The organism is Halorubrum sp. Ib24 (assembly GCF_002252745.1).
In the GTDB taxonomy this organism is placed as follows: Archaea; Halobacteriota; Halobacteria; order Halobacteriales; family Haloferacaceae; genus Halorubrum.
Map to the genome: position 1 here is coordinate 114,551 of NZ_NHOX01000008.1, position 17,538 is coordinate 132,088.

The 17,538-nt window shown below is 72.1% G+C and carries 16 protein-coding genes; 8 read left to right on the forward strand and 8 right to left on the reverse strand.

The window, feature by feature from the left end; all coding sequences use genetic code 11:
* Nucleotides 1–52 precede the first annotated feature (52 nt).
* A complete protein-coding gene (locus DJ82_RS01875; protein ID WP_094580922.1) occupies nucleotides 53–1,180 on the forward strand; it encodes a DUF373 family protein in 1,128 nt (375 codons plus the stop codon).
* A gap of 53 nt (nucleotides 1,181–1,233) precedes the next feature.
* Here the strand turns inward: DJ82_RS01875 and DJ82_RS01880 are convergent, their stop codons facing one another.
* The 5 genes from DJ82_RS01880 to DJ82_RS01900 all read right to left on the reverse strand — a co-directional run bounded on the left by DJ82_RS01880 (nucleotide 1,234) and on the right by DJ82_RS01900 (nucleotide 7,910).
* Nucleotides 1,234–2,247 (reverse strand): hypothetical protein, encoded by a 1,014-nt coding sequence (locus DJ82_RS01880; RefSeq protein ID WP_094580923.1) that lies wholly within the window; start codon nucleotides 2,245–2,247, stop codon nucleotides 1,234–1,236.
* Between the two features lie 144 nt (nucleotides 2,248–2,391).
* Entirely contained in the window at nucleotides 2,392–3,453 is a 1,062-nt protein-coding gene (locus tag DJ82_RS01885) for a phosphotransacetylase family protein (RefSeq protein WP_094580924.1), read from the reverse strand.
* A complete protein-coding gene (locus DJ82_RS01890; protein ID WP_094557863.1) occupies nucleotides 3,450–5,561 on the reverse strand; it encodes an acetate--CoA ligase family protein in 2,112 nt (703 codons plus the stop codon). The genes DJ82_RS01885 and DJ82_RS01890 overlap by 4 nt, the downstream gene beginning before the upstream one ends.
* 137 nt (nucleotides 5,562–5,698) lie before the next feature.
* Nucleotides 5,699–7,447 carry a PAS domain-containing sensor histidine kinase gene (locus tag DJ82_RS01895; RefSeq protein WP_094580945.1) on the reverse strand — a complete coding sequence of 583 codons (1,749 nt, stop codon included), beginning with the start codon at nucleotides 7,445–7,447 and terminating at the stop codon, nucleotides 5,699–5,701.
* A 73-nt stretch (nucleotides 7,448–7,520) separates the two neighbouring features.
* Nucleotides 7,521–7,910, reverse strand: a complete 390-nt coding sequence (locus DJ82_RS01900) for a helix-turn-helix domain-containing protein (protein WP_094521858.1) — start codon at nucleotides 7,908–7,910, stop codon at nucleotides 7,521–7,523.
* Between the two features lie 243 nt (nucleotides 7,911–8,153).
* Between DJ82_RS01900 and DJ82_RS01905 the strand changes: the two genes are divergently transcribed.
* The 3 genes from DJ82_RS01905 (at nucleotide 8,154) to DJ82_RS01910 (ending at nucleotide 9,680) form a co-directional block, all read left to right on the forward strand.
* The gene (locus DJ82_RS01905) at nucleotides 8,154–8,789 is read left to right on the forward strand and encodes a helix-turn-helix domain-containing protein (RefSeq protein ID WP_094580925.1); all 636 of its coding nucleotides are present in this window, start codon (nucleotides 8,154–8,156) and stop codon (nucleotides 8,787–8,789) included.
* A 95-nt stretch (nucleotides 8,790–8,884) separates the two neighbouring features.
* Complete coding sequence (locus DJ82_RS14880) at nucleotides 8,885–9,040, forward strand: hypothetical protein (protein WP_170938315.1); 156 nt, start codon at nucleotides 8,885–8,887, stop codon at nucleotides 9,038–9,040.
* Between the two features lie 184 nt (nucleotides 9,041–9,224).
* On the forward strand, nucleotides 9,225–9,680 hold the full coding sequence (locus DJ82_RS01910) for a pyridoxamine 5'-phosphate oxidase family protein (protein WP_094521857.1): 456 nt from the start codon (nucleotides 9,225–9,227) through the stop codon (nucleotides 9,678–9,680).
* Nucleotides 9,681–9,742: 62 nt separating this feature from the next.
* Here DJ82_RS01910 and DJ82_RS14350 read toward each other — a convergent pair whose 3' ends face one another.
* From DJ82_RS14350 to DJ82_RS01920, 3 genes are all read right to left on the reverse strand, one after another.
* The gene (locus DJ82_RS14350) at nucleotides 9,743–9,892 is read right to left on the reverse strand and encodes a zinc ribbon domain-containing protein (protein WP_141211934.1); all 150 of its coding nucleotides are present in this window, start codon (nucleotides 9,890–9,892) and stop codon (nucleotides 9,743–9,745) included.
* A gap of 115 nt (nucleotides 9,893–10,007) precedes the next feature.
* Nucleotides 10,008–10,763, reverse strand: a complete 756-nt coding sequence (locus tag DJ82_RS01915) for an ABC transporter permease (protein WP_094580926.1) — start codon at nucleotides 10,761–10,763, stop codon at nucleotides 10,008–10,010.
* Nucleotides 10,760–11,833, reverse strand: a complete 1,074-nt coding sequence (locus DJ82_RS01920) for an ABC transporter ATP-binding protein (protein WP_094558092.1) — start codon at nucleotides 11,831–11,833, stop codon at nucleotides 10,760–10,762. The genes DJ82_RS01915 and DJ82_RS01920 overlap by 4 nt, the downstream gene beginning before the upstream one ends.
* 145 nt (nucleotides 11,834–11,978) lie before the next feature.
* Between DJ82_RS01920 and DJ82_RS15140 the strand changes: the two genes are divergently transcribed.
* The 4 genes from DJ82_RS15140 to DJ82_RS01935 all read left to right on the forward strand — a co-directional run bounded on the left by DJ82_RS15140 (nucleotide 11,979) and on the right by DJ82_RS01935 (nucleotide 17,479).
* The gene (locus DJ82_RS15140; RefSeq protein WP_241881376.1) at nucleotides 11,979–12,752 is read left to right on the forward strand and encodes a folylpolyglutamate synthase/dihydrofolate synthase family protein; all 774 of its coding nucleotides are present in this window, start codon (nucleotides 11,979–11,981) and stop codon (nucleotides 12,750–12,752) included.
* Between the two features lie 980 nt (nucleotides 12,753–13,732).
* Nucleotides 13,733–14,827 carry a dihydropteroate synthase gene (gene folP, locus DJ82_RS15145; protein WP_241881377.1) on the forward strand — a complete coding sequence of 365 codons (1,095 nt, stop codon included), beginning with the start codon at nucleotides 13,733–13,735 and terminating at the stop codon, nucleotides 14,825–14,827.
* A gap of 36 nt (nucleotides 14,828–14,863) precedes the next feature.
* Nucleotides 14,864–16,300, forward strand: coding sequence for a DHH family phosphoesterase (locus DJ82_RS01930; protein WP_094580927.1), 1,437 nt, complete (start codon nucleotides 14,864–14,866; stop codon nucleotides 16,298–16,300).
* Nucleotides 16,301–16,408: 108 nt separating this feature from the next.
* Nucleotides 16,409–17,479, forward strand: a complete 1,071-nt coding sequence (locus DJ82_RS01935) for an NAD(P)/FAD-dependent oxidoreductase (RefSeq protein WP_094580928.1) — start codon at nucleotides 16,409–16,411, stop codon at nucleotides 17,477–17,479.
* Nucleotides 17,480–17,538 lie beyond the last annotated feature (59 nt).

A 17,538-nucleotide genomic window follows, 5' to 3' on the forward strand; every position in this document is an offset into this window, starting at 1 on the left:
GCCGCCGCTCCGAGCCGAAAACATATGCCGGCCCCTCGCATAGCGTCGCGTAATGCTGTTGGTCCTCTGCGTCGACCTCGACGACGACCTCGGCCGCAAGACCGGGATCCCGACCCCGGTGATCGGCGCCGACGACGTCACGGAGGCCGCCGTCGCGCTCGCGACGGCCGACCCGGAGGACTCGGACGTGAACGTCCTCTTCCAGGGCGTGAACGTCCACGACGAACTCGCGGCCGGCGGCGAGGCGGTCGAGGTCGCCGCCGTCACCGGCGTTGACGGGTCCGACGTGAAGGCGAACCGCGCGGTCGGGAAGGAGTTCGACCGCGTCCTCGCCGAGCTGTCGACCGGCGAGGAGGTCTCCGCGGTGGTCATCACCGACGGCGCGCAGGACGAATCCGTCCTCCCGGTGATCCGCTCGCGGATGCCGATCGACGGGATGCGACGCGTCGTCGTCCGGCAGGCGCAGGACCTCGAATCGCTCTACTACACGATCAAGCAGGTGCTCGCGGACCCGGAGACCCGCGGCACGATTCTCGTCCCCCTCGGCGTCCTCCTCCTCATCTATCCGCTGGTCGTCGTCGCGAACCTCTTCGACGTCGCCGGCGCGGCGGTCTTGGGGATCCTCTCCGGGCTCGTCGGACTCTACTCGCTGTTCCGCGGGCTCGGGCTGGAGGAGACCGTCGACGGGGCGGCCTCGACGGTGCGGAACGTCCTCTACACGGGGCGCGTGACCCTCGTCACGTACGTCGTCGCGCTCGCGCTGATCGTCGTCGGCGGCGTGCAGGGCGTCGAGACGGTCGAGACGGTCAGCGCTGTCCGCGGCGGGTCGATCACCGCCGGCGTGACGCTGGCCGCGTTCGTCCACGGGTTCGTCCAGTGGCTCGCGGTCGCCGGCGTCACCTCCAGCCTCGGTCAGATCACCGACGAGTACCTCGGCGGCCGGTTCCGGTGGCGGTACCTCAACGCCCCCTTCTACGTGCTCTCCATCGCGGTCGTGCTGTACGCCGTCTCCGGCTTCTTCCTCCCGGACGCGCGGGGGGTCACGTCGCTCGGCCTCCCGGACCTCGCGATGGCGCTCGCGGCCGGGACGCTCACGGCCGTGTTGAGCACGCTCGCGTTCGCCGTCGCGGAGTCGCAGCTCCCGTCGGCGACGGGCGTCGGCGAGCGAAAGAGCGGGTAGGTTGCGGGGCGGTACGGCGGCGGAGCGGGACGGCGGCGGAGCGGCCGGGTCCGTTACCGGGGCGTCCACTCCTCGCAGGCGTCCATGTCGTCCATCAGTTCGTCGTGATGGTCGCAGTACGGCTGCATCCCCTGATCGGTCCGGACGTAGTCGAAGTGCGTGCAGTTCCCGCAGTAGGTGTCGCCGGGGCCGTCCCGCGCGGCGGCGTCGACGCCGGGCGAGACGTCGGCGCCGGCCCGCCCGTCTGAGCCCGGACCCGCGGGTCCGTTCGGCCCGTCGGCGGGTCCCGCGTCGCCGAGGGGCGACCGGATGTCGGTGTCGGCCTCGCCGCCGTCGCTCACGCCGGCGGAGCCCCCCCGTCGCTCGCCCGAGACGCCTCCGGACGAGCCCGTGCCGAGACCGGTTCCCGAACTCGTCGTCGCTCCGTTCCCGGTCGTCGCGTCCGTCCGTCCCGCTCGGTCCGGTCGGTTCGTCTGCGTCTCCACGTCGCCGTCGGGGGTCCCGCCGAGGAGGCCGACGCCGCCCATCCCGTCGATCTGGTCTCGGCCGACCTCGATGATCTTCGTCTCGCCCTTGTGGGTCACCTCCATCGTGACGGTGCCGCCGGGGTCGTTGCGCGTCTTGAAGTTGGCGACGCCGACGAAGACGCCCCACAGCGCCGTCGCGGCGCCGACGAAGTACAGCCCCGCCGTCGGCAGCGTGAGGTCGGTCAGCTCCGGTCGCGGTCCGCTGACCCAGTGGTAGGGGTAGGCGTACGCGAACAGCGCGACGCCGAGGCACATCACGCTCGCCCCGACGACGGCGGCGACCCGCGTGTTGCGGTCCGCGGGGAGGACGGCCATCACGCCGAGCAACACCAGTGGGACGCCCACGCCGCCGAGCACGCCGCCGAGCCGCCGCGCCTCGCCGGAGCTGTAGCCGCTCGGGAGAGTGACCTCCGCGGCGACGAGGAGCCCGACGACGAGGAGCAGGGTTCCGGCGACGAACGAGCCCACGCCGAGGTAGAGCCGACGCGGGTCGACCTCGGAGCGTCCCCGTCCGCCGTACGCCTCCGAGAGACTGGTCATACGCCGCCTACGTCGTCCTCCCTGAAAACAGTATGTCAGACGTTCGCCCGCGGCGACGGACGGGGCGGCGATTGCGGGGGTGACGGCGCCCCCGGAGGCCCCCGACACCGGCGCGTCGCCCTCCGACATCGCCGCGTCGCCTTCCTACACCAGCGCGTCGATGTCGACGTGCGCGTCGAGCAGCTCCGCCATCCGATCGACGGTGCGCGCGTCTCGGGTCCGGCCGCTGCGGACGATCCCCTCGGCCCGATCGATCGCGGTGACGGTGTCGGTGTTGAGCGCGAGGACGGGCTTGCCGGCGTCGGCGGCCTTCCCGAGCACCGCGCCCGAGGGCCGGTGTCCCCCCGTCAGGACGAGGCACGCGACGCCCGAGGCCTCGAGCGCGGCCGCCTGGACGTCCGCGCGGTCGCCGCCCGTGATGACGGCGGCGTCGCGGGCGCGCCGGAAGTACCGCAGCGCCTCGTCGCCGCCCATCGCGCCCACGAGGAACCGCTCGACGAAGCCGTCGGTCGGGGCGTCGGTGAGCAGCTCGGCGCCGAGCTCGTCGGCGAGCTCGCCGACGGTGACGCCCGCGAGCTCCTTCTCGTGCGGGATCGCGCCGAAGACGGTGATCCCTCTCGACTCGAGGAACGGGATCCCGTCCTGGTCGAGCGAGTCGAACGCGTCGTCGGAGACCTTGTTGAAGACGACGCCGGCGAGCCGGTCGCCGAAGGCGTCGGCGGCCGCGAGCACGTCGTCGAGGTCGTTCGGCGAGCCGTACCCCGCGACGAGCACCACCCGCGCGTCGAGCAGCTCGGCGATGTCGACGTCGGTGAGGTCGACGACGCCGCCGGTGGTCCAGCTGGCGGCGCCCTCGACGAACATGTGGTCGCGCTCGGCCGCGAGCTCATCGTACTCCTCGCGGACCCGGTCGCGGAGCGCGTCGGGGTCCTCGGTGCCGCGGATCGCGCCCTCGACGAACGTCGGCGAGTAGACGACGGGCTCCATCTGGTGCATCTCGGCGTCCAGGCCGAGCACGTCGCGGGCGAGCATCGGGTCCTGGTCGAGCGTCTTGCCGACGTTCGACTGGAGGCGGGTCCCCTTCGGCTTCATGTAGCCGACGCCGCGGTCGCGGTCGGCGGCGAGCCGCGCGAGCGCGACGGTGATCGCTGTCTTTCCGGCGCCTTCTCCGGTCGCGGTGACGAGTGTCGTGGTGGTGTCTGTCATTGGTCGAGTTCCTCCGGGTCAACGGTGAGTCTCACGTCGACGGCGGCGGCGTTCGCCCCGTCGGCGTCGGGCAGTGCGACGAGCGGGTTGATGTCGAGTTCGAGGATGGCCGGGAAGTCGGTGACCAGCTGCGAGAGCCGACCGATCGTCTCGATCACGGCGTCGACGTCGACCGGGTCCCGGCCGCGGGCGCCGCGCAGCAGCGGCGCCGACTGGATCTCCTCGGTCATCTCGCGGGCCTCCGGCTCCGAGACGGGCGCGACGCGGAAGGTGGTGTCCTCCATCACCTCCACGAAGATGCCCCCGAGCCCGAACATCAGCAGCGGGCCGAACTGCGGGTCGCGGTTCATGCCGACGATAGTCTCGACGCCGTCCTCCAGATCGACCATCTCCTGGACCTGCACGCCGAGCACGGTCGCGTCCGGCTGGTAGTTGCGCGCCCGGGTGATCAGGTCCTCGTAGGTGTCCGCCACGTCCGCGTCCGAGACGCCGACGGCGACACCGCCGATGTCGGACTTGTGGAGGATGTCCGGCGAGACGATCTTCATCACGACGTCGCCGTCGACGCCGGCGGCGACCTCGGCGGCGCGCTCGGGCGTGTCGACGATCTCGCCGTCGGGCGTGGGGATCCCGTACGCGTCCAGCAGCTCCATCGCCTCGACGCCGAGGCGGTTGTCGTCGCGGTCGCGCACCGTCTCCAGGATCCCGCGGGCGCGCTCGCGGTCGACGTCGAAGGACATCGGGTCGTCGTACTCGCGCTCCCTGATGTCGCGGTACCGCGCGAGCGTCGCGAGGCTTTCGATCCCGCGCGCCGGGTCGAAGTAGCAGGGGATCCCCCGCGCCTGGAGCTGCTGTTTCGGCTCGCGCGTCCGGTCGCCGCCCATCAGACAGGCGGCCACGGGGGCGTCCATCTCCTCGCTGACCGCCTCGATGGCGTCCGCGAGGTCTGCGAAGTCGATCGTCGCCGTGGGGGCGGCCAGCACGAGGGCGGCCCCGACGTTGTCGTCGGCGACGGTGATTTCCAGGGCCTCGCGGAACCGCTCCACGTCGGCGTCGCCGATCACGTCGACCGGGTTGTGGATGTTCGCCTCGTCGGGCATCGACTCGGCGAGCGCGTCGCTCGTCTCGGCGGTGAACGACGCCATGTCGAGGTCGGCGTCGCCGACGGCGTCGGTCGCCATCACGCCGGGGCCGCCGGCGTTGGTGACGATGGCGACGCTGTCGGTGTCCGGGAGCGGCTGGCTCCCGAGGATACCGGCGGAGTCGAACAGCTCGTCGACCGACTCCGCGCGGATGACCCCGGCCTGATCCAGGCCGGCCTCGTACGCCTTGTCGGAGCCGGCGAGCGTGCCGGTGTGCGAGGAGGCGGCCTGCGCGCCGGCGCTCGTCCGCCCTGACTTCACGGCGACGATCGGGGTGTCCTGCGTCGTCTCGCGGGCGGTCTCGATGAACTCGCGGCCGTCCTCGATCCCCTCGAGGTAGCCGATGATCACGTCGGTCTCCTCGTCCGACCCCCAGTGGTCGACGAAGTCCGTCTCGTCGAGTACGGCCTTGTTGCCGAGCGAGACCACGTCCTTGAAGCCGATCCCGTTGTCGTTGGCCCAGTCGAGGACCGCGGTGACGAACGCGCCCGACTGGCTCATAAAGGAGAGCCCGCCTGGGAGCGCGTTCTCCGGGCCGAACGTCGCGTTCATGCCCGAGGGCGTCGACATGATCCCCAGGCTGTTGGGGCCGACGAGGTTGAGGTCGTACTCGTCGGCTATCTCCGCGAGACGCTGCTCCCTCGCGGCCCCGTCCTCCCCCGTCTCGCCGAACCCGGCGGTGATGACGACGACGTTCCGGACGCCCGCGGCGCCGCACGCCTCGATCGCGTCCAACACGATCGAGGGCGGGACGACGATCACGGCGACGTCGGCGTCGGCGTCGGCCACCTCGTCGACGCAGGGCGTCCCGAGCACCTCGTCGTAGTTCGGGTTGACGGGGACGGTGTCGCCGTCGAAATCGTCGAGGAGATTCGACGTGACGGCGCGGCCGACGGCCCCCTCGCGCGACGTCGCGCCGACGACGGCGACCCGATCCGGGTCGAACAGCTCGTTGAGCGTACCCATCAAGGTGAATCTACGCGAACCTGTGGCTTAAGATCCGTGGGAGCGTCTTCGGTAGCGGAGTCAATAACGAACGACCGTTCGGAATCGTCTGGGTCGGACGAGGACCGTCCGCGGATCGGCGCGGTTCGTCCCCGTCCTCAATCGCTCCCCGACCCGCTCCCCGCTCCCGGACCGACGTCCTCCAGACCGTCGACTTCTTTCCCGGCCGCGTGTCCCGTGACGTCGCTTCCGGCGTTCGCGCGTCCCACCGCCGTCTCGGGTCGCCCGGGCGGTCTCGCCGCGAGCGACTCCTCGCCCGCCTCCCGGCCGACGCTCGGGACGGTGAGCGTGACGACGTTGCCGTCCGCGTGCGTGTCGAACGAGAGGTCGCCGCCCGATCGGTTCGCGACCCAGTACACGAGCCAGAGCCCCATCCCGCCCGTGTGGCGCAGGTCGTCCATCTCCCACCGGTCGGTGATGACGTACCGCTCCTCCGGGGGGATGGGCGGGCAGTTGTCGCGGATCGAAATACCGACCGACTCCGTCGTCTCGGTCACGTCGACCCGAACCCGCGGCGTCGACTCCGCGTGTTCGATCGCGTTCTCGACGAGCTCGGCGATCGCGTAGTCGAGCTCCGGATGCGTGAACGCCCGCACGCCTCGCGGGTACGAGACGGAGAGGCTCGCGACGGGATCGCCGTCCGCGGTCGCGTCGGGGTCGCGGTCCCGGTCGGCGGCCCGCTCGAAGCCGTTCGGCTCGACGCCGGCCGCTCCGTCGGCGGTCGGTCCGCGGTAGCTGACGTCGATCTCGCCGCGGCCGTCGCAGTCGTCGACGACCATGTCGAGCGCCGCTTCGACGACGGGGGCGACCTCCACCGACTGCGGCGAGCCGCGCTGGCGAAGCAGGTCGATGACCCCGCGCTGCTTCTCGGCGGTCGTCAGCAGATCGGAGGCGACCCGCCGAACCGTCTCGGCGTCCTCCGCGAGCGCCGCTCCGAGTTCGGCCAGCTCCTCCGGGTCGGTCGGGGGGGTCCCCGCCCCCTCGCTCTCCCACGCCTCCGGGTCGAACGCGTCCGCGGCCGCCACGCGGTCGACGATCCGCTCCGCGGTGCCGTCGACGATGTTCATGTCGTTGCGGAGCGTGTGACGGAGCAGGTTGTCCATCACGGCGAGCTGTCGCTCGCGGCGGTACTCGTCGGTGACGTCCTGCGCGAACCCGGTGACAGCGACGACCTCCCCGCTCTCCACGACCGGCTCGCCGGGCACTCGAACCCACCGGGTGGTCCCGTCTTCCGTCCCGAGCCGGTAGTCGATCAGCGCCGACTCGCCCGCCGAGAGCCGCTCCATCGCTCGTTCGACGTACGGTCGGTCGTCGGGGTGGACCGCGTCGAGGAAGCTCTCCGGGTTCCGACGGAGCCGGTCGGGGGCGACGTGGAACACGCTCTCGACGGCGTCGTTGATGAACAACAGCTCGGACCAGTCCGCGGAGAACATCCAGAACACGTCCGGAGACACGGAGGCGATCGTCTCCAGGCGCCGCCGCGACTCCACCTCGCGGGTCGCGTCGCGGGAGGTCAACACGTAGCCGTCGACGCCCGTCTCCCCGGGGGTGTGAACCCGCGTCCGGAGCCACACCCACCCGCCGTCCGCGGTGGCGTACCGGTACTCGATCGGTTCGTCCGGGTCGACCTCGCCGGCGACGACCGCCGCGAACGTCTCCCTGAGCCGTCCCTCGTCTTCCGGGTGGACGAGATCGAACGCGTCCGTCCCGACGGGCGCCTCCGGGTCGAACCCGATCACGTCGGTGGCGGCCGCGTTCAGGTGCCGATAGATCCCGTCTTCGTCGAGGACCACGACCTTGTCCTGAGCGAGGTTCAGGAGGGTCTCGGGATCCGGACCGGCGTTCATACGGTACGGGTTCTCCGGGCGGCACATAAGGCTGATCGCCCGATTATCAGCCCGAAAAACCGGCGTTTCAGAGTCAGTCGGCAGAGATCCCGGTCGTCTCGGGGGGCGCGGTGAGCGAGTCGATGCTCCCGTCTTCGACGGTCAGCGTGACGCCGTCGTCACCGAGTTCGACCGCCGCGTCGGTGGCGCCGCGACTGTACTCGGCGGCGTGGTCTCCCTCCGGGTCGAAGCGGACTCCCTCGACCAGGAGCGGCGTCTCGCTCAGTCGCTCGACCTTCCGGTAGGCCGTCGAGAGCGCGATGTCGCACGCGTCGGCCAGCTCGCTCGTGGTCATCGGCGTGTCGGCGGCGCCGAGGATCGCCCGACAGTCGGGGTCCGCGAGGGCGTCGAACGTCGCGTCGAGCGTCTCGTCTCCCTCGGTCGCCGTCGTCGGTCCAGTCGCGTACGAGGCCTGTCGCTTCATGGATGTAGGTACCCGCTCCACCCACCCCAACACCGCCCTGTATATGAGGGGTATTTTATAAGTGAGCGCCGGAATCGGTCGCCTCCGACCCGTTCGCGGCGGGGTGCCTGCCCGCGCGGAGCGAGGCGCCCGACCGCGTCGCGGCGCGAAGCGAGGCCGGGACGCGGGACCACCGGGGTGCGGGACCGCAGACGGGCCCACGGCGTCAACGTTTTGCCCGGGGGCGGTCACGGACGGATGCAGATGGGATCCGGCATCAGAGCGGAGGTTTCGCTCCCGACGGGGACGCCGTCGCCGTTCGACGGCGTCGCCGACGGTTCGAGCCCGATCTACAGCGTCGCGCGGAGCACGCCGGACGGGGCCGGGGGGTCGGCCGTCTTCGAGTTCATCGCCGACGCCGACCTGTCGGTGCCCGAGGGGGTCGACGTCGTCTTCGACTACGGCGCCAAGGCCGCGTACCGGTTCGAGGCCGACTCCTCGGCCGACTCGCCGTTCGCGGTGGTCGACCGGCACGGGCTGCCGGTTTCGGAGACGACGATCCGAGACGGGCGCCTCCTCGTCACGTTCCACGCGACCGATCTCCCGACGCTCCGATCGGTGCTCGACGCGTTCCGGGAGTCGACCCCGGACATGGAGGTGTTGCGGCTCCTCCAGTCGTCGTCGACGCCGGAGGAGTCGGACCTGGTCACCGTTGACCGGAGCGACCTCACCGAGCGTCAGCGCGAGGTGCTCACGGCCGCCTACGACGCCGGCTACTTCGATCACCCCAAGGGGGCGCACGCCGGCGAGGTCGCCGAATCGCTCGGCATCGACCGCTCGACGTTCAGCGAGCATATCGCGGCCGCACAGCGGAAGCTGCTTTCGTCGCTACTGGACTGAGCGGCCGCGTGCGACCGAGAGCCGCCGTTGATCGGATTCCGAAACTTCAGGAATCCAAACCATCCTTCATGAGTGTCTGTGTCGTACTCGTATCCATGACGAGTCCAGGGACTCACACGTTCGTCTGCCCGGAGTGCCGTCGGTCGATCGAGGTGGACGACGCTATGCGGGCGACGCTGCTCGACGTCGGCTGCGTCGTCTGCGGCGAACCCGTCACCGAGAGCGACATCAGCGACCCCCAGACAGCGTAACGCCGCCCCGTCGTTTGCCTCGGCTCTCCCCGCCGTTACCCCGAGATACGTCGACCGCATCGCCGTCGCCCGCCGAGCGCGCAGACCTCCGCCCGTCGAGCGCGCGGACCTCCACCCGCCTCGCCGGCTCCGCGGTCCGATCCGTCTCGTGTCCTTTATCCGGGCGTACGCCGACTCGTTGCGTATGGCGACGAACAGCGAGGTCGAGATGACCGACGCGGAGGTCGACGCGTTCCTCTCGCACCACGAGACCGGCGTGCTCTCGCTTGCGCGCGACGAGACGCCGTACGCTATCCCGATCTCCTATGGATTCGACGAGGAGTCCCGCGACGCCTTCCTCCGGCTGGTGTCGACGCCCGACAGCGAGAAGCGTGAGTTCCTCGCCTCGAACCCGAAGGCGCGGATCGTGGTGTACGAGGAGGACGGCGACGAGTACGGCAGTGTCGTCGGCGTCGGCACGCTCCGCAGGGTCGACCTCGACGAGCTCACGCCCGAGACGATCGCGCAGTACGGGGAGACCCGCCGCCCCCTCTTCGAGATCTGGGCCGACGGGAAGCCCGACCTCGACATCGACCTCTATCGGTTCGTCCCCGACCGACTCACCGGGCGGACGATCGTCGTCGAGCGCGACGACGAGTGAGGCGGCCGCTGACGCGCTGATTTTCGATCGTCACCCGGCGAGCGACCCGTCCGGGCGAGACCTTATCTGTCGTCGGTATCGTCGGAGAAGTCGCCCTCGCTGGCGCCGGTCGTACAGACCGGACAGCCCGTGGCGAGGATCGTCTCCCGCATCTCCTCGTTGACCTCGATGGTCTGCGCGCAGTCCGAACAGGTGAATTGAACGGTCGTCAACACTGGACCTCTCTCGTCTCTCCGAGACGGCACCGTGCGATATAAATGACCGGCTTCGGGGACGGCGGGTCCCCCGTCGGGTACCCTTCCGGCTTAGTTCGATGCCGTTCCCGCCTCAGTCCGTCCGCGGGACCGCGTACGCGCCGACCGCGAGGAACGCGACCGCGAGCGCCGGGAGGACGGCGAGGTCGCCGACCCACGCGCCTGGCTCGTGAACGATCGCCCGCGTCCCGCGCGCGAAGTACGTCAGCGGCGAGGCGGCGACGGCCGGCCGGAACCACGCCGGCAGCAGGTCGGGCGAGACGAACGTCTCGGAGAGGAAGAGCAGGGGGAGCGCGACCGTGTTGCTCGCGGCGATCACGCCGTCCTGCGAGTCCGTGAGCGCGCCGAGCACGGCGCCGAGCCCGCAGAACAGCGCGACGCCGACGGCGACGAAGACGGGGAGGACGGCGAGCGCGGGCGAGACGACCGGCTCGGCGTCGGTCACCGCGAGGACGAGCCCGAAGATCAGCAGGCTCGCCGCGCCGATGATCGCGACGTTGACCAGTGTGTGCGCGAGCAGCCACTCCGCGCGGGAGAGGGGCGTCGTCGCCAGCTTCTCGAACCGGCCGCCGTCGCGGTGGCGGGCGATCTCCGAGCCGACCCGCGAGAGGGGAGTGAAGAGGACGACGACCGCGAGGTAGCCGGGGATGTAGTACCCCGCCGGCTCCGCGAACAGCCCCCCGCCGGTCGGCTGGGTGCGGACCAAGGCGCCGAAGATCACCACGAGGATCACCGGGAAGAAGAACGTGAAGAACACCGCCGTTCGCCGCCGGAGGAACGACCGCGCCGCCGCGGTCCGCTCGGTGCCGATCCGGCCGACGCGGGTCATCGGCCGCCTCCGTCCGGTGCGTCGCCGCCGTCGGGCGCGGCCGGCGTCTCCTCGCTCGGGATCGCCCGCCCCTCCCGCGGCGAGTACTCCTCGCCGGTGAGCCGCAGGTAGACGTCCTCAAGCGAGGGCTCGGACCACGCGAGCGACTCGAAGGCGACCCCGGCGGCGTCGAGGGCGTCGACCGCGTCGCCGATCGTCTCGGGCCGAACGCCTCGGACCCGCAGCCCCTCGCGGGTCGACTCGGCGTCGGCGTCGCCAGCGAGGCTCGCCGCGACGCGCTCGTCGACGCGCTCGACGAGCCCGTCGCTCGCGGGGCCGTCGAGGGTCACGTCCAACCGGGGGGCGCCGCCGTGTTCGGCGATCAGCTCGTCGGGCGGCCCGACCGCGACGACGGCGCCGTCGCGGAGGAGGGCGACGCGGTCGGCGAGGCGCTCGACCTCGTCCATCGCGTGGCTGGTGAGGAAGACGGTCGTCCCGCCGTCGGCGAGCCGCTCGATCAGGCGGTGGATCGACCGCCGGCCGGCCGGGTCGATCCCGGTCGTCGGCTCGTCGAGGAAGAGGAGGTCGGGGTCGTTGACGATGGCGGTCGCGACGCAGGTCCGGCGCTGTTGGCCGCCCGAGAGCGTCTCGTACCACGCGTCCGCGTCGTCGGCCATCCCCACGTCCCGGAGGACCGACTCGACGCCGCGGGCGTCGTCGTAGAGGCCGCCGTAGTACTCGACCAACTCGGTCGCGGTGAGGCGTTCCGGCGGGTCGAACGACTGCGGGAGCAGGCCCACGCGCTGCGGGTCGACCTCGCGGGGCGGGACGCCGAACACGCGCAGGTCGCCCTCGGCGTCGGTCGTCCCCGTCAGCGCCCGGACGAGAGTCGTCTTCCCCGCGCCGTTGGGGCCGATGAGCCCGAACACCTCGCCGGCCTCGACGCGGAGGTCGACCCCGTCGAGCGCGACGACGTCGCCGTACGACCGCCGGACGCCCTCGCCGACGAGGGCCGGGTCGCGGGCGCCGTCGTCCCCCGTCGAATCGGCCTCGTCGACCGCGGACGCCGACGCGGCCGCTGTCTCGTTCATGCGATCGCTCGGTCGGCGGCGCGCGTAAGGGTTGCTCTTCGCGGCGGGAGGCGACGGGCCGGCGCGGCGGCGGGAACCGCCCACCGGTGCCGGGTTCGAGGGCACGGTCCGTTACGCCTAAGCGACCCGACGCCGACCCACGGACATGGACTACCACGAGGCGGCGGCGTTCCTCTTCGACCTCCGCCGCTTCTCGGTCAAGCCCGGGACCGAGCGCGTCGCGGCGCTGCTCGACCGGCTCGGCAACCCCGAGGACGACGTGCCGTTCGTGCAGGTGGCCGGCTCGAACGGGAAGGGGAGCACGGCGCGCATGACCGAGTCGATCCTGCGCGAGGCCGGGCTCTCCGTCGGGCTCTACACCTCGCCGCACCTCTCCGCGCTCGCCGAGCGGGTCCGCGTCGACGGCCTCCCGATGACGGAGGACGCGGTCACCGCCTTCGTCGAGGACGTCAAGCCGTGGCTCGTCGAGCGCGCGGCCGCCGGCGAGCCGCTCACGTTCTTCGAGGTCGTCACGGCGATGGCGATCCGCGATTTCGCGCGCCGCGACGTCGACGTCGCGGTGCTGGAGGTCGGGCTCGGCGGCGAGTACGACGGCGACAGCGCGGTCCACCCCGGTGCGACCGCCGTGACGAACGTGCCTCCTCGACACACCGCGTCCTCGCGACACGATAGCCCGAGATCGCCCGAACCGATGGCCGGATTCGCCGAGCCCGGTCGCGCCGTTCGTGACGGCTGCGGGGCCGAGGCCTCCTCGTCGTCCGCGAGGTCGCCGGGCAAAGGGCGCCGCCGCGTCGCCGGACGGGTGGCGGGGCGGCCACGGACTGGGAGGCGGAACCAAGACGGAGACCGCGCCGAAGGGAACCGCGACGACGCCGCGGCGACGGTCCCGACCCGTCCCCCGCCCTCTCCGTCCGCCTAGAGGGCCCGTGAGCCCGACCGACGCGCGAGGTGACGCTCGCCCCGAGCTGGCGGCGACCTACCCGCACCCGGTCCCGCTCGCGACCCACCCAGGCGACGAACGCTGGGGTCTGCCGTCGCGCTGGCCCGCCGAGGACCGCGGGCAGTCTTGCAACGGGCCCGGGACGGTGAGAGGGGGACAGCCGACGAGGGACCAACCCGCGGGTCCGCGCGACGGCGACTCTCGCCGGCGCCGCGGTGCCGCGACGGCTCCGCGGGCGACGTGGACGGCGGTTCGAGGTGCGCTCGACACGCGCGCGCGACGTGCTCGACGCGAGCGCCGCACAAACCCGGCGCCTGCCGGACGCTCGGCGGGGACGCTCCGAGTACGACTACGACGACCTCCACCTCGTCTACGCCGCGATGCCAACACAAGTAGACCCCCGAAACGCAGCGCCCGCCCGTCGGGCGCGCTCACCGACGACGCCTCGGCGGTCACCTCTGGTCGGCGGGGCGCTCGACCGACGCGCGGAAGGCCACCGGAGGTCTAGCGGCCGCCGCTCGCGGACGCGCGTCACGATCGAGGTGACCGTCGGCGACACGTGGCCGCCGCGCTCGAACGTCGCGGTCGCCCGCGCCGACCGGACGACTGCGTGCTGCTCGTCGGGTCGCTGTTCGCGGTCCGCGAGGCGCGGGCGCTCCGCGGCTCTCGACCGCGTGACGCGAGAGTCGGTCGGTCTGGGCGGGCGGGCGCGGCGGGTCCCCGAGACGGCCCGGCGCCCGCCGGCACGACGCGGGGGGCGTCCGCCCCGACGCGCGGACCCCGCCGGCGCCGACGGGATCGACCTACCGCGTGCTCGCGCTCCGACTGCGCGCCGTACCGCGCCGAGCGCCTCGCGGCGCGATTCCGGCCGTCGGCGCGACGCCGCGATCGGCGGGATCGGGGCGAGCGAGGGGCGCGTCCCCGGCGGCGAGCAGGTCCCGGTCACGCTCGGAGGCACGGTGGCAGAGTACCGCGCGCTGCTCGACCGCCTGCGCGCCCGGGAGGGAGGCGGATTCGCGGGCGTCGCGGCCGACATCGCCGACCGGCTCGGGCTCGACGAGGGCGATGGACCGGTAGCCGGCGAATCGGAAGGCGGCGGATCGGCAGGCGGCGGACCGGAAGACGGCGACGACTCGGCCCCCGGAGGCGACGCCGACGCGGGCGGCTCGCCCCCCGACTACCCGTGGACCGACGGCACCGCCGTGATGGGCGTGCTCAACGTCACGCCCGACTCCTTCCACGACGGCGGGCGCCACGAGGCGCTGGAGGACGCGATCGCGGGCGCCGAGCGCATGGTTGAGGCCGGGGTCGACGTCGTCGACGTCGGCGGCGAGTCGACCCGGCCGGGCGCGGACCCGGTCACGGTCGACGAGGAGATCGACCGCGTCGTCCCGACGATCGAGGCGGTTCGGTCGGTGCCGGCGGTCGCCGACGGCGACGTGCTGATCTCGGTCGACACCCGGAAGGCGCCGGTCGCGGAGGCGGCGCTGGAGGCCGGGGCCGACGTCATCAACGACGTGACCGGGCTGGAGGACCCCGCGATGCGCGAGGTCGTCGCCGAGGCGGACTGCCCGGTCGTCGTGATGCACAGCCTCGACGCGCCGGTCGACCCGACGAACGACCCCGAGTACGACGACGTGGTGGGAGACGTGATCGAGTCGCTCCGCGAGCGGCTGTCGCTCGCGGACACGGCCGGGATCGACCGCGACAAGGTGATCGTCGACCCCGGGCTCGGCTTCGGGAAGTCGGCGGCCGAGGCGTTCGAGCTGATCGACCGGATCGGGGAGTTCGCGGCGCTCGACTGTCCGGTGCTCGTCGGCCACTCGCACAAGTCGATGTTCGGCGCGGTCGACCGCGAGCCGAGCGACCGGGAGCACGCCACCGTCGCCGCCACCGCGCTCGCCGCCGACCGCGGGGCGGACCTCGTGCGCGTTCACGACGCGGCGGAGAACCGCGCCGCGGTCGACGTCGCCGCCGCGGTGAACGGGACCCTCCGCGGGGGCGGAGACGCCGACGGCGGGGATCGCGACGGCGCCGACGCCCCCGACGAATGACGGCAGCGTTTTCCTCTCGCGTCACTTCGCGCCGGTATGGCCCGGCGTCTGCTGCTCGGCTGTAGCGCGGTCGGGAACACGCTCGTCGAGCGCATCATCGAGGAGCGCGGCGAGCTCGTCGCGATCACCGACGACACCGGGTGGGCGTCGACGCTCCGCGACCGTAACGTTGGCACCGTCGAGGCCGACCCCACCGACCCGTCGGCGTACCCCGACCACGCCGCGGTCGTGCTGGTCGCGAGCGACGACCCCGCGCGAAACGTCGACGCCGCGGAGGCCGCGAGGGAGCGCTACCCGGACGCGATGATCGTCGCGCACGTCGGGACGAACCCGACCGCGGCCCAACAGGCGGCGCTGGAGGCGGTCGCCGACCGCGTCGTCGACCCGGTCGAGGCGTTGGCCGCGCGGGTCCGCGAGGCGACCGGCGCCGACGGCGACGAACTGCCGGTCCGACTCCTGTCGACGCTCCGCGACCTCTCCGGCCCGCTCCTCGTCGTCGCCCACGACAACCCCGACCCGGACGCCATCGCGAGCGCGATCGGGCTCGCCCGGGTCGCTGACGTCGTCGGCGTCCCGGCGGACCCCTGTTACGGCGGGGAGATCGCCCACCAAGAGAACCGCGCGCTGGTGAACCTGCTCGACCTCTCGCTGTCGACGTTCGACGGTATCGACCTCGACGACTACGGCGGGATCGCCCTCGTCGACCACTCGCGGGCGGGGATCAACGACAGCCTCCCCGAGGGGCACCCCGTCGACGTCGTCGTGGACCACCACCCGCCCCGCGGCCCGGTCGACGGGGAGTTCGTCGACATCCGGCCGGACGCGGGCGCCACGAGCACCCTCATCGAGGAGTACCTCTCGCGGCTCGGCGTCGAGCCGGAGCGACAGCTCGCCACCGCCCTGCTGTACGGTATCCGCATCGACACGAAGGACTTCACTCGGTCGACGTCGATCCCGGACTTCGAGGCGGCGGCGTCGCTGTCGCCGCTCGTCGACGAGTCGACGCTCGAACGCGTCGAGAGCCCGATCGTGAGCCAGGAGACGCTCCGGGTGCTCGCGAACGCCATCGAGGGCCGGGACGTGCGGGGGTCGACGGTCGCCTCCTGCGTCGGCGAGATCAGCGATCGCGACACCCTCGCGCAGGCGTCCGAGCGCCTCCTCGATATGGACGGCGTCACGGTCACGTTCGTGTACGGCTACAAGGACGGGGTGATCTACGCCTCGGCGCGGTCGCGCGGCGCGGACCTCGACGTGGGCGAGCTCCTCCGCGACGCGCTCGACTCGGTCGGCTCCGCCGGCGGCCACGCCACTATGGCCGGCGCGCAGGTCCCGCTCGGCATCTTAGAGGCGGTCTCCGAGGACGAGTCGCTGCCCGACGTCGTCGAGGAGTTCGTCTCCGGCCGCTTCTTCGAGGCGCTCGACGACGCGCCGAGCCAACCGGTCGGTCCAGTGCCGGAGTTCCCGAACGACTGAGGGCTCGGAGACGGCTCCGACCCCGCCGTCCGTCCCGCCGTCAGCTCGTGTTCGGCGACCGCGTCCGATGGCGCAACCTACATATTTCGCGGCGGCGAACAGTATTGCATGACTGACGATATTGTCGATCACCGCCGACTGATCATCGCCGGTACCGGTATCGCGGGCCTCTCCGCGGCCATCTACGCCGCGCGGTCGAACAACGACCCCTTACTCATCGAAGGCGACGAGCCGGGCGGCCAGCTGACGCTCACCACCGACGTGGAGAACTACCCCGGCTTCCCCGAGGGGATCTCCGGGCCGCAGCTCATCAACGACATGAAAGCGCAGGCGAAGAAGTTCGGCGCCGAGACGCGCAACGGCGTCATCGAGGACGTCTCGAAGGAGCCCGCGGGCCACTTCCGCGCCGAGCTCACGAACGGCGATGTCTACACGGCCGACGCCGTGATCGCCGCCTCCGGCGCGAGCGCTCGGACGCTCGGCGTCCCCGGCGAGGACGAGCTGATGGGGTACGGCCTCTCGACGTGCGCGACCTGCGACGGCGCCTTCTTCCGCGGCGAGGACATGCTCGTCGTCGGCGGCGGCCACGCGGCCATGGAGGAGGCGAACTTCCTGACGAAATTCGCGGACACCGTCTACGTCGCGCACCGCCGGGAAGAGTTCCGCGCCGAGGACGTCTGGATCGAACGCACGATGGAGAAGGTCGAGGACGGCGAGATCGAGCTCCTCCTCAACACCGAGCTCACCGAGATCCACGGCACCCCCGAGGACGGGATCGACCACGTGACGCTCGTCGAGCACCCGGACGGTCACCCCAAGGAGAAGCTCGACGACCCCGCGACCGCGGACGAGGTCGACGAGTACGACTTCGACGTGGGCGCCGTCTTCTTCGCCATCGGCCACACGCCGAACACGGACTTCCTGGAGGGGCTCGGCGTCGAGACCGACGAGGACGGCTACCTGATCACCGAGGGGGGCCGCGGCGGCGGCCAGACGGCCACCGGCGTCCCGGGGCTGTTCGGCGCGGGCGACGTGGTCGACTTCCACTACCAGCAGGCGGCTACCGCGAGCGGGATGGGCGTGAAAGCCGCGCTCGACGTCGACGAGTACCTCACCGAGCGCGAGCGCGCCGGCGAGCTGTACGAGGGCGAGGTCGACGCCGCGGCCGCGGACGACTGAGACGCGGTTCGTCGTTTCGGGTGCGTCCGGGTCACCGCTCCGACGCCCCTCGTTCGCAC

Bases quoted from the DNA above. Each gene is read 5' to 3' on its own strand.
- DJ82_RS01875 (WP_094580922.1), top strand. From the start codon at position 53: ATGCTGTTGGTCCTCTGCGTCGACCTCGACGACGACCTCGGCCGCAAG.
- DJ82_RS01880 (WP_094580923.1), bottom strand. From the start codon at position 2,247: ATGACCAGTCTCTCGGAGGCGTACGGCGGACGGGGACGCTCCGAGGTC.
- DJ82_RS01885 (WP_094580924.1), bottom strand. From the start codon at position 3,453: ATGACAGACACCACCACGACACTCGTCACCGCGACCGGAGAAGGCGCC.
- DJ82_RS01890 (WP_094557863.1), bottom strand. From the start codon at position 5,561: ATGGGTACGCTCAACGAGCTGTTCGACCCGGATCGGGTCGCCGTCGTC.
- DJ82_RS01895 (WP_094580945.1), bottom strand. From the start codon at position 7,447: ATGAACGCCGGTCCGGATCCCGAGACCCTCCTGAACCTCGCTCAGGAC.
- DJ82_RS01900 (WP_094521858.1), bottom strand. From the start codon at position 7,910: ATGAAGCGACAGGCCTCGTACGCGACTGGACCGACGACGGCGACCGAG.
- DJ82_RS01905 (WP_094580925.1), top strand. From the start codon at position 8,154: ATGGGATCCGGCATCAGAGCGGAGGTTTCGCTCCCGACGGGGACGCCG.
- DJ82_RS14880 (WP_170938315.1), top strand. From the start codon at position 8,885: ATGACGAGTCCAGGGACTCACACGTTCGTCTGCCCGGAGTGCCGTCGG.
- DJ82_RS01910 (WP_094521857.1), top strand. From the start codon at position 9,225: ATGGCGACGAACAGCGAGGTCGAGATGACCGACGCGGAGGTCGACGCG.
- DJ82_RS01915 (WP_094580926.1), bottom strand. From the start codon at position 10,763: ATGACCCGCGTCGGCCGGATCGGCACCGAGCGGACCGCGGCGGCGCGG.
- DJ82_RS01920 (WP_094558092.1), bottom strand. From the start codon at position 11,833: ATGAACGAGACAGCGGCCGCGTCGGCGTCCGCGGTCGACGAGGCCGAT.
- DJ82_RS15140 (WP_241881376.1), top strand. From the start codon at position 11,979: ATGGACTACCACGAGGCGGCGGCGTTCCTCTTCGACCTCCGCCGCTTC.
- DJ82_RS01930 (WP_094580927.1), top strand. From the start codon at position 14,864: ATGGCCCGGCGTCTGCTGCTCGGCTGTAGCGCGGTCGGGAACACGCTC.
- DJ82_RS01935 (WP_094580928.1), top strand. From the start codon at position 16,409: ATGACTGACGATATTGTCGATCACCGCCGACTGATCATCGCCGGTACC.